We start from the raw sequence: 303 nt of genomic DNA, 5'->3' as shown, positions 1-303 counted from the left end.
CGGTCACCGTGACCGACAATGGCAATACCCTGGGCACCACCACGGTTGACGAGAACGGCAACTGGACGTTTACGCCAGATGCCCCGCTGGGCAACGGCGATCATAATCCTGTCTCTTATACACATCTGACGCTGCCGACGATGCCAACTGGGTGTAGATCTCGGTGGTCGCCGGAGCATTAAAGGGGGGGGGGGGGGGGGGGGGGGGGGGGGGGGGGGGGGGGGGGGGGGGGGGGGGGGGGGGGGGGGGGGGGGGGGGGGGGGGGGGGGGGGGGGGGGGGGGGGGGGGGGGGGGGGGGGGGGG

At 74.3% G+C, this 303-nt stretch carries 1 protein-coding gene and 1 pseudogene; one reads left to right on the top strand and one right to left on the bottom strand.

The window, feature by feature from the left end; genetic code table 11:
* Window positions 1–8: 8 nt before the first annotated feature.
* Window positions 9–59 (top strand): annotated as a pseudogene (locus JHD74_RS27180) (hypothetical protein); the annotation flags it as partial.
* Between the two features lie 10 nt (window positions 60–69).
* On the opposite strand, the gene JHD74_RS26345 reads toward JHD74_RS27180, so the two are convergent.
* A partial coding sequence (locus JHD74_RS26345) for a hypothetical protein (protein WP_199063950.1) occupies window positions 70–303 on the bottom strand: 234 nt, incomplete at its 5' end.

The organism is Serratia sp. ASV30 (assembly GCF_016428815.1).
Classification (GTDB): domain Bacteria; phylum Pseudomonadota; class Gammaproteobacteria; order Enterobacterales; family Enterobacteriaceae; genus Chania; species Chania fonticola_C.
Note: the sequence above shows the minus strand (reverse complement) of the source record. Positions and strands in the feature narration are given on the sequence as shown.